Below are 6,170 nucleotides of genomic sequence, written 5' to 3'. Positions count from 1 at the left end.
TCCCTCCCAACCTCCCTTTAACAAAGGGAGGAGTTCCCTCTCCTTTCAGGAGAGGGCTAGGGAGAGGTTTTAATTCTATTTATGGTTGATAACGATAACGCGCTGATCTCGCATGAGCATCCAAGTTTTCTTGTTGCGCTAACACATCAGCGGTTTTCGCTAGCGTCTTCACACCTTCTTGGGAACACATGATCAAGCTTGAACGCTTTTGGAAATCATAGACACCGAGTGGTGAAGAGAAGCGCGCTGTACCAGAGGTTGGCAATACGTGGTTTGGACCTGCACAGTAGTCACCAATCGCTTCAGGGGTATAACGTCCCATAAAGATGGCACCAGCATGACGAATTTTTTCCGACATTTCTTGGGCTTCATCCAGGCAAAGTTCTAAATGTTCAGGCGCAACCTGATTAATCAAATCAATCGCTTCTTGACGATCCTTGACCAAAACCAAAGCCCCACGATTGGCAATAGAAGTACGTGCAATTTCAGCTTTTGGTAAAGCTTCTAAATGCGCTTCGATCGCGATTGCAACTTCATTTAAAAGCTGTTCATCAGGCGTGATAAATACTGCTTGTGCAACGGTGTCATGTTCTGCTTGCGACAACAAATCCATCGCCAACCATTTGGCATTATTCTCGCCTTCGGCATAGACCAAAATTTCAGAAGGTCCGGCAATCATGTCGATACCGACTTGACCGAATACCGCACGTTTAGCCGCTGCCACGAAACGGTTACCTGGTCCGGTAATTTTATCGACAGATGGAATGGTTTCTGTACCATAAGCCAAAGCAGCAACCGCTTGTGCGCCACCTATGGTAAAGACACGATGCACACCCGCCAAATATGCTGCTGCAAGAACCAATGGATTCAAATCACCATTCGGTGCAGGCACCACCATAATAATCTCAGGTACACCTGCCACATGTGCAGGAATGGCATTCATTAGCACTGAAGATGGATAAGATGCCAAGCCACCAGGTACATAAATACCGACACGATCCAGCGGTGTAACTTTTTGGCCCAAAGTATTGCCTAAAACATCGACATAGGTCCAGCCATCTTGTTTTTGTGCTTGGTGGAATTCACGCACACGATTTGCTGCAAGCTCAAGTGCTTCACGAACTTCGGTGCTTAGACTCTCAAATGCTACTTTCAGTTGTTCTTGACTCAGTTCAAGCTCAGAAAATTGATGCGCAGGATGTCGATCGAACTGTTGTGTGAGTTTAAGAACATGAGCATCACCATGCTGACGTACATCAGCAATGATTTGATCTACGGTTTTTAAGAGTTCTGGGTCACTCACAGTTTCAAAAGCCAACAAATCTGCAAAGACTTGTTTGAAATTTTGATCTTGAGTCGATAAACGTCGCATCAATTTATCCACAATGAAAATAATGGGAGTCTTTAGTTTACCTGTTTTATGTGCTTTTGTCGGTAACTAGTCCCGACTATAAGTATGAATTTTATTGGAAATAACTTTTGATAAAATTGATTAAACTTAAAAACGACTTTTTCAAAATCACAAAATAAAAAAACCGCCCCTTAGGACGGTTTTTTCAACAGCAAAAAAATTATGCTTTTTTTGCTTGCTCACGTTCTTCAACTGCTTTTTCAAGCTGTGCCAGAATCGGATTAAGTAGCGTTTGTTTACGTTTAAAACTTGCTTTGTTCACAATCAGACGTGAAGACACTTTGCAAATTTCTTCCAATGGTTCTAAACCATTGGCACGCAAGGTATTACCAGTATCAACCACATCGACAATGTAATCACCCAAACCCACTAAAGGTGCAAGTTCCATCGAACCATACAACTTAATTACATCCACTTGCTCGCCTAGGCTGGCATAGTATTGACGGGTTAAGTTCACATACTTGGTTGCAATTTTTAAACGACCTTTCGGACGTTCCATGCCTACTTTACCTGCAGTCATGAGTTTACAAACTGCAATCTTCAAGTCTAGCGGTTCATAGACATTTTGCGCACCATGCTCCATGAGCACATCTTTACCCGCGACCCCGATATCCGCTGCACCATTTTCCACATATGTCGGCACATCAGAGGCACGTAAAATCAAAATACGCACATGTTTATGTGTCGTAGGGAAAATCAATTTACGTGATTTATCCGGATCTTCCAGCAAGTTAATTCCTGCTGTTTCTAGCAGAGGTAAAGTTTCTTTTAAAATACGTCCCTTACTTAATGCTAAAGTTAAACCATGATCAAAATTGCCCATAACGTCAAAGTTTGGATCATCGTTTCTCATATCGCTCATTAACTTACTCGCTTAATCTGGGCGCCTAAACCTTGTAATTTTGCTTCAACATCTTCATAACCGCGGTCAATATGATAGATACGGTCAATTAGAGTTTCACCTTCAGCCGCTAAAGCAGCTAAAACCAAAGAGAAAGAAGCACGTAAATCTGTCGCCATTACTGGTGCTGCTGAAAGTTTTTCAACACCCGTTACGACCGCATCATTACCTTCAACCTGAATATTTGCGCCCATTCTTGCCAATTCAGGTACATGCATAAAACGGTTTTCAAAAATCGTTTCAGAAATGGTTGCAAAACCGCGACCAATTGCATTAACTGCCATGATTTGAGCTTGCATATCAGTTGGGAATTCTGGATGTGGCAGAGTCTGAAAGCTTACCGCTTTAGGACGTTTACCCATCATATCCAGTTCAATCCAGTCATCCCCACGGGTCACTTCCGCACCCATTTCTTCGAATTTGTCGAGTACAGATTCCATCAAACTTGGATCAGTATGCGTGGTTTTAATTTTACCACCGGTAATTGCAGCGGCAGCCAAATATGAACCCGTTTCAATACGGTCAGCCACTACGGCATATTCACAGCCATGCAAGCTTTCTACACCAGTAACCACTAAGGTATCGGTATCCAAACCTTCAATTTTTGCGCCCATTTTAATCAGCATTTGCGCAAGATCTGTAATTTCCGGTTCACGGGCCGCATTACGGATAGTCGTTACACCATCAGCAAGCACAGCAGCCATTAAAATATTTTCCGTACCGCCCACAGTGACCATATCAAAGACAACTTCGCCACCTTTAAGACGACCGTCAACTTTGGCATGCACATATCCAGCTTCAACCTCAATTTCAGCACCCAAAGCTTCTAATGCTTTAAGGTGTTGATCAACTGGACGTGAACCAATGGCACATCCACCAGGAAGGGAAACTTTTGCACTACCATAGCGCGCCAATAATGGACCTAAGACCAAAATTGATGCACGCATGGTTTTTACCAGTTCATAGGGTGCAAACTGATTATCTAATGTAGATGTATCTGCCTTAACCGTATCGCCTTCATAAGAGATTTGAACGCCTAAACCTGCAATCAGTTTGACTAAAGTGTTCACATCCTTAAGATTTGGAACATTCGTTAATACGGTAGGAGTTTCAGGGAGAATCATTGCAGCAAGTAATGGAAGTGCTGCATTTTTTGCACCAGAAATACGCACTTCACCTTCGAGCTTAACACCGCCCTGAATTAAAAATTTATCCATCTAGTTCTAAGCTCCGAATAAGCTTGCTTTACGCCATTCTTCTTGGGTCATTGCACGAATAGTTACCGCGTGTACTTCACCGCTGGCAATATATGAATTTAACGGAGCATAAACAGTCTGCTGGCGTGCTACTGGACGTTTGCCTTCAAATTGTTCGTCTACGATACGAAGATCAAATTTCCCGCCTTGCCCACTAACTGCAACTTCAGCCTCTGGAAAAGCAGCTTTTAAAATTTCAGTGAGCTGTTCACTATTCATCACAAAGACCTCTTATAGGACCAACGGTGTAAAAACCTGCCATTTTACTATAAATATGAAAAATAAATCATTAACGTATAACATTTAATATATAAAAAAAGAGGTTATCAAAAACCTCTTTTTGTTCAAAAATAAAACTATGCTAGCAAAGAAGGAGATGCAACCTGCATTTTTCTATGCTTATGTAACTGTTTTTTAAGTTTTTCCGTTAATTTTTTTATTGATGTATACATATCATCAGCTGTAGCCTGTGCAAATAATTCTGCCCCCGGTACACGAATAATTGCTTCAGCTATATGATTTAAACTTCCTTTTCTTGAACGCTTGTCTACTTGATGATCTTTGCTCAATTTCACCTGCATACTATTGACATGGTCTAAGTGCTTGGTCATTTCAGTAAATTTTAAACGGATATTATCTTCAATAGCAGGGGTAATAGTTAAGTGATGACCACGAATTGTTATTTGCATAATTCTATCCCTCACCTTCTTCAGGATTAGTTAAAGTCATAGCTAAAATGATCCAATAACAGAAATTAGAATTTTACAATTCACGCTTCAAATCATTTCAACTACTCCTTTAAAAGAAAAAAGATTCATTATGTTGTCATAATGAATCCATAGAATAATCAGATTTTAAAAATTAGATCAAGACTTTTCGTTCAGAAGATGACGGAATATGTAACGACTCTCGATATTTAGCTACAGTCCGACGTGCCACATCAATTCCGTCTTGTTTTAATAAATTGGCAATAATATTGTCAGATAAAGGCTTCCGAGGATTTTCCTCCGAAATTAACTTTTTAATTTTTGCCCGAATGGCAATGGAAGATGCTTCTCCACCAGAAGTCGTTGCAACATGACTGGAGAAAAAATATTTCAGTTCAAATAAGCCGCGCGGAGTGAGCATAAATTTGTTGGTTGTCACACGGGAAACTGTAGACTCATGCAATTCAACTTCTTCAGCAATATCGCGAAGTACTAAAGGTTTCATTCCTTCAGCCCCAATTTCCAAAAACATTTTTTGATGCTCTACGATACAGGTTGCCACTTTTAACAAGGTTTTATGACGCTCATCGACACTTTTAATAAAGTTTTTGGCGTCTAACATTTGATTGCGTAAATATTGATTATCGTTACTTTGATCTGCACGTTTAATCATACTGGCATAAAAAGAATTGATCCGTAATTTAGGCATAACATCTGGATTTAACTGCACTTGCCAATGATCATTCTTTTTCATCACCACCACATCGGGAATTTGATAATCCGAGTCTTTCTCTTCAAATTCCATTCCTGGATAGGCTTTCAAGGTTTTTAACAAGTCAATTGCACATTTTAATTGATCAGGATTCAAACCCGTCTGTTTGACCAGTTTAGGCAATTCGTTCGAAATCAATAACTCATAATGATTTAATAAAGTTATCGCTTCATAACGATAAGCTTTATGTACAGGCAAACTTTCTAATTGCACCAATAAACATTCAGCTAGATTACGTGAGGCTACCCCAGGAGGATCCAAATGTTGAATATGTTTTAAAACAACAAGAACTTCATCGTCTTCTACTTCATCCTCATAATCCATGGTTTCCAGTAAATGCTGCACAGATGAGGTAATTTCAGTAATTTCAGCATCTAAAAAACCTTTTTCATCTAAAGAGTCGACAATACAATGCGCAATCAGACGATCTACAGAAGAAAAATGCAATAAATTGATCTGTTCAAGAACGTGTTCTTTTAGACCTAAATGCCCCTGACGATTATCTTCCCGCTCCTCATATTCAGGGGAACCGAGACTGGTCGGTTGATGGGTGTACACATCATCCCAATCGGTATCGACAGGTAAATCCTCAGGAAGATGGTTTGCATTCAGCTCATTGGTTAAATCTTTATTTTCACGTTCTTGATCTTGTAAAGCGGACAGACTTTCAATCGAAGATTGCTCTTCTACTTTTTCCAATAACGGATTACTATCGAGTTGAATCTGAATTTCTTGCTCAAGCTCTAAGCTTGATAATTGAAGCAAACGAATGGCCTGCTGCAACTGCGGTGTCAGTGACAAGGAGTTCGCAACTTTCAATCCAACCGATAACTTCATACTACCCTACTCTTTTTACTGTCATTTATAAAAGCACACGTTATAAGCAATTTTTGTGCCGTTTTATTTTTTATATCATAGATATACATAAAAAATATACAAATTTAAAGATTTTTTAGTCATATTTGCGATAAAAGATGATGAAATAATGATAAATACTTTTATAAATTAATAATTTATTTTAAATATAAAACGAAATATCTCAATAATATCAAAATCAACCCAACTAAATTAAATAATGAGCTCAGGTTTTTAATATCTCACGCATAAAAAAACACCCCCTTCT

The 6,170-nt window shown here is 39.5% G+C and carries 6 protein-coding genes; all 6 read right to left on the bottom strand.

Going from position 1 to position 6,170, the window contains the following annotated elements; all coding sequences use genetic code 11:
- Positions 1-79: 79 nt before the first annotated feature.
- A complete protein-coding gene (gene hisD / locus B2Y23_RS15115; protein WP_291371696.1) occupies positions 80-1,384 on the bottom strand; it encodes a histidinol dehydrogenase in 1,305 nt (434 codons plus the stop codon).
- Positions 1,385-1,571: 187 nt separating this feature from the next.
- Positions 1,572-2,273 (bottom strand): ATP phosphoribosyltransferase, encoded by a 702-nt coding sequence (gene hisG, locus B2Y23_RS15110; protein ID WP_291371694.1) that lies wholly within the window; start codon positions 2,271-2,273, stop codon positions 1,572-1,574.
- Entirely contained in the window at positions 2,273-3,529 is a 1,257-nt protein-coding gene (gene murA / locus B2Y23_RS15105) for a UDP-N-acetylglucosamine 1-carboxyvinyltransferase (protein ID WP_291371692.1), read from the bottom strand. The genes hisG and murA overlap by 1 nt, the downstream gene beginning before the upstream one ends.
- A gap of 6 nt (positions 3,530-3,535) precedes the next feature.
- Positions 3,536-3,787 (bottom strand): BolA family iron metabolism protein IbaG, encoded by a 252-nt coding sequence (gene ibaG / locus B2Y23_RS15100; protein ID WP_291354268.1) that lies wholly within the window; start codon positions 3,785-3,787, stop codon positions 3,536-3,538.
- Positions 3,788-3,924: 137 nt separating this feature from the next.
- The gene (gene hpf, locus B2Y23_RS15095; RefSeq protein WP_291371690.1) at positions 3,925-4,257 is read right to left on the bottom strand and encodes a ribosome hibernation-promoting factor, HPF/YfiA family; all 333 of its coding nucleotides are present in this window, start codon (positions 4,255-4,257) and stop codon (positions 3,925-3,927) included.
- A 172-nt stretch (positions 4,258-4,429) separates the two neighbouring features.
- A complete protein-coding gene (locus tag B2Y23_RS15090) occupies positions 4,430-5,884 on the bottom strand; it encodes an RNA polymerase factor sigma-54 (RefSeq protein ID WP_291371688.1) in 1,455 nt (484 codons plus the stop codon).
- Between the last annotated feature and the right edge of the window lie 286 nt (positions 5,885-6,170).

It is taken from the genome of Acinetobacter sp. UBA5934 (genome assembly GCF_002430855.1).
Classification (GTDB): domain Bacteria; phylum Pseudomonadota; class Gammaproteobacteria; order Pseudomonadales; family Moraxellaceae; genus Acinetobacter.
The sequence above is the reverse complement of the archived record's forward strand: the minus strand, read 5'-3'. Positions and strand labels throughout refer to the sequence as shown.

Bases quoted from the DNA above. Each gene is read 5' to 3' on its own strand.
- hisG (WP_291371694.1), bottom strand. From the start codon at position 2,273: ATGAGCGATATGAGAAACGATGATCCAAACTTTGACGTTATGGGCAAT.
- murA (WP_291371692.1), bottom strand. From the start codon at position 3,529: ATGGATAAATTTTTAATTCAGGGCGGTGTTAAGCTCGAAGGTGAAGTG.
- ibaG (WP_291354268.1), bottom strand. From the start codon at position 3,787: ATGAATAGTGAACAGCTCACTGAAATTTTAAAAGCTGCTTTTCCAGAG.
- hpf (WP_291371690.1), bottom strand. From the start codon at position 4,257: ATGCAAATAACAATTCGTGGTCATCACTTAACTATTACCCCTGCTATT.
- B2Y23_RS15090 (WP_291371688.1), bottom strand. From the start codon at position 5,884: ATGAAGTTATCGGTTGGATTGAAAGTTGCGAACTCCTTGTCACTGACA.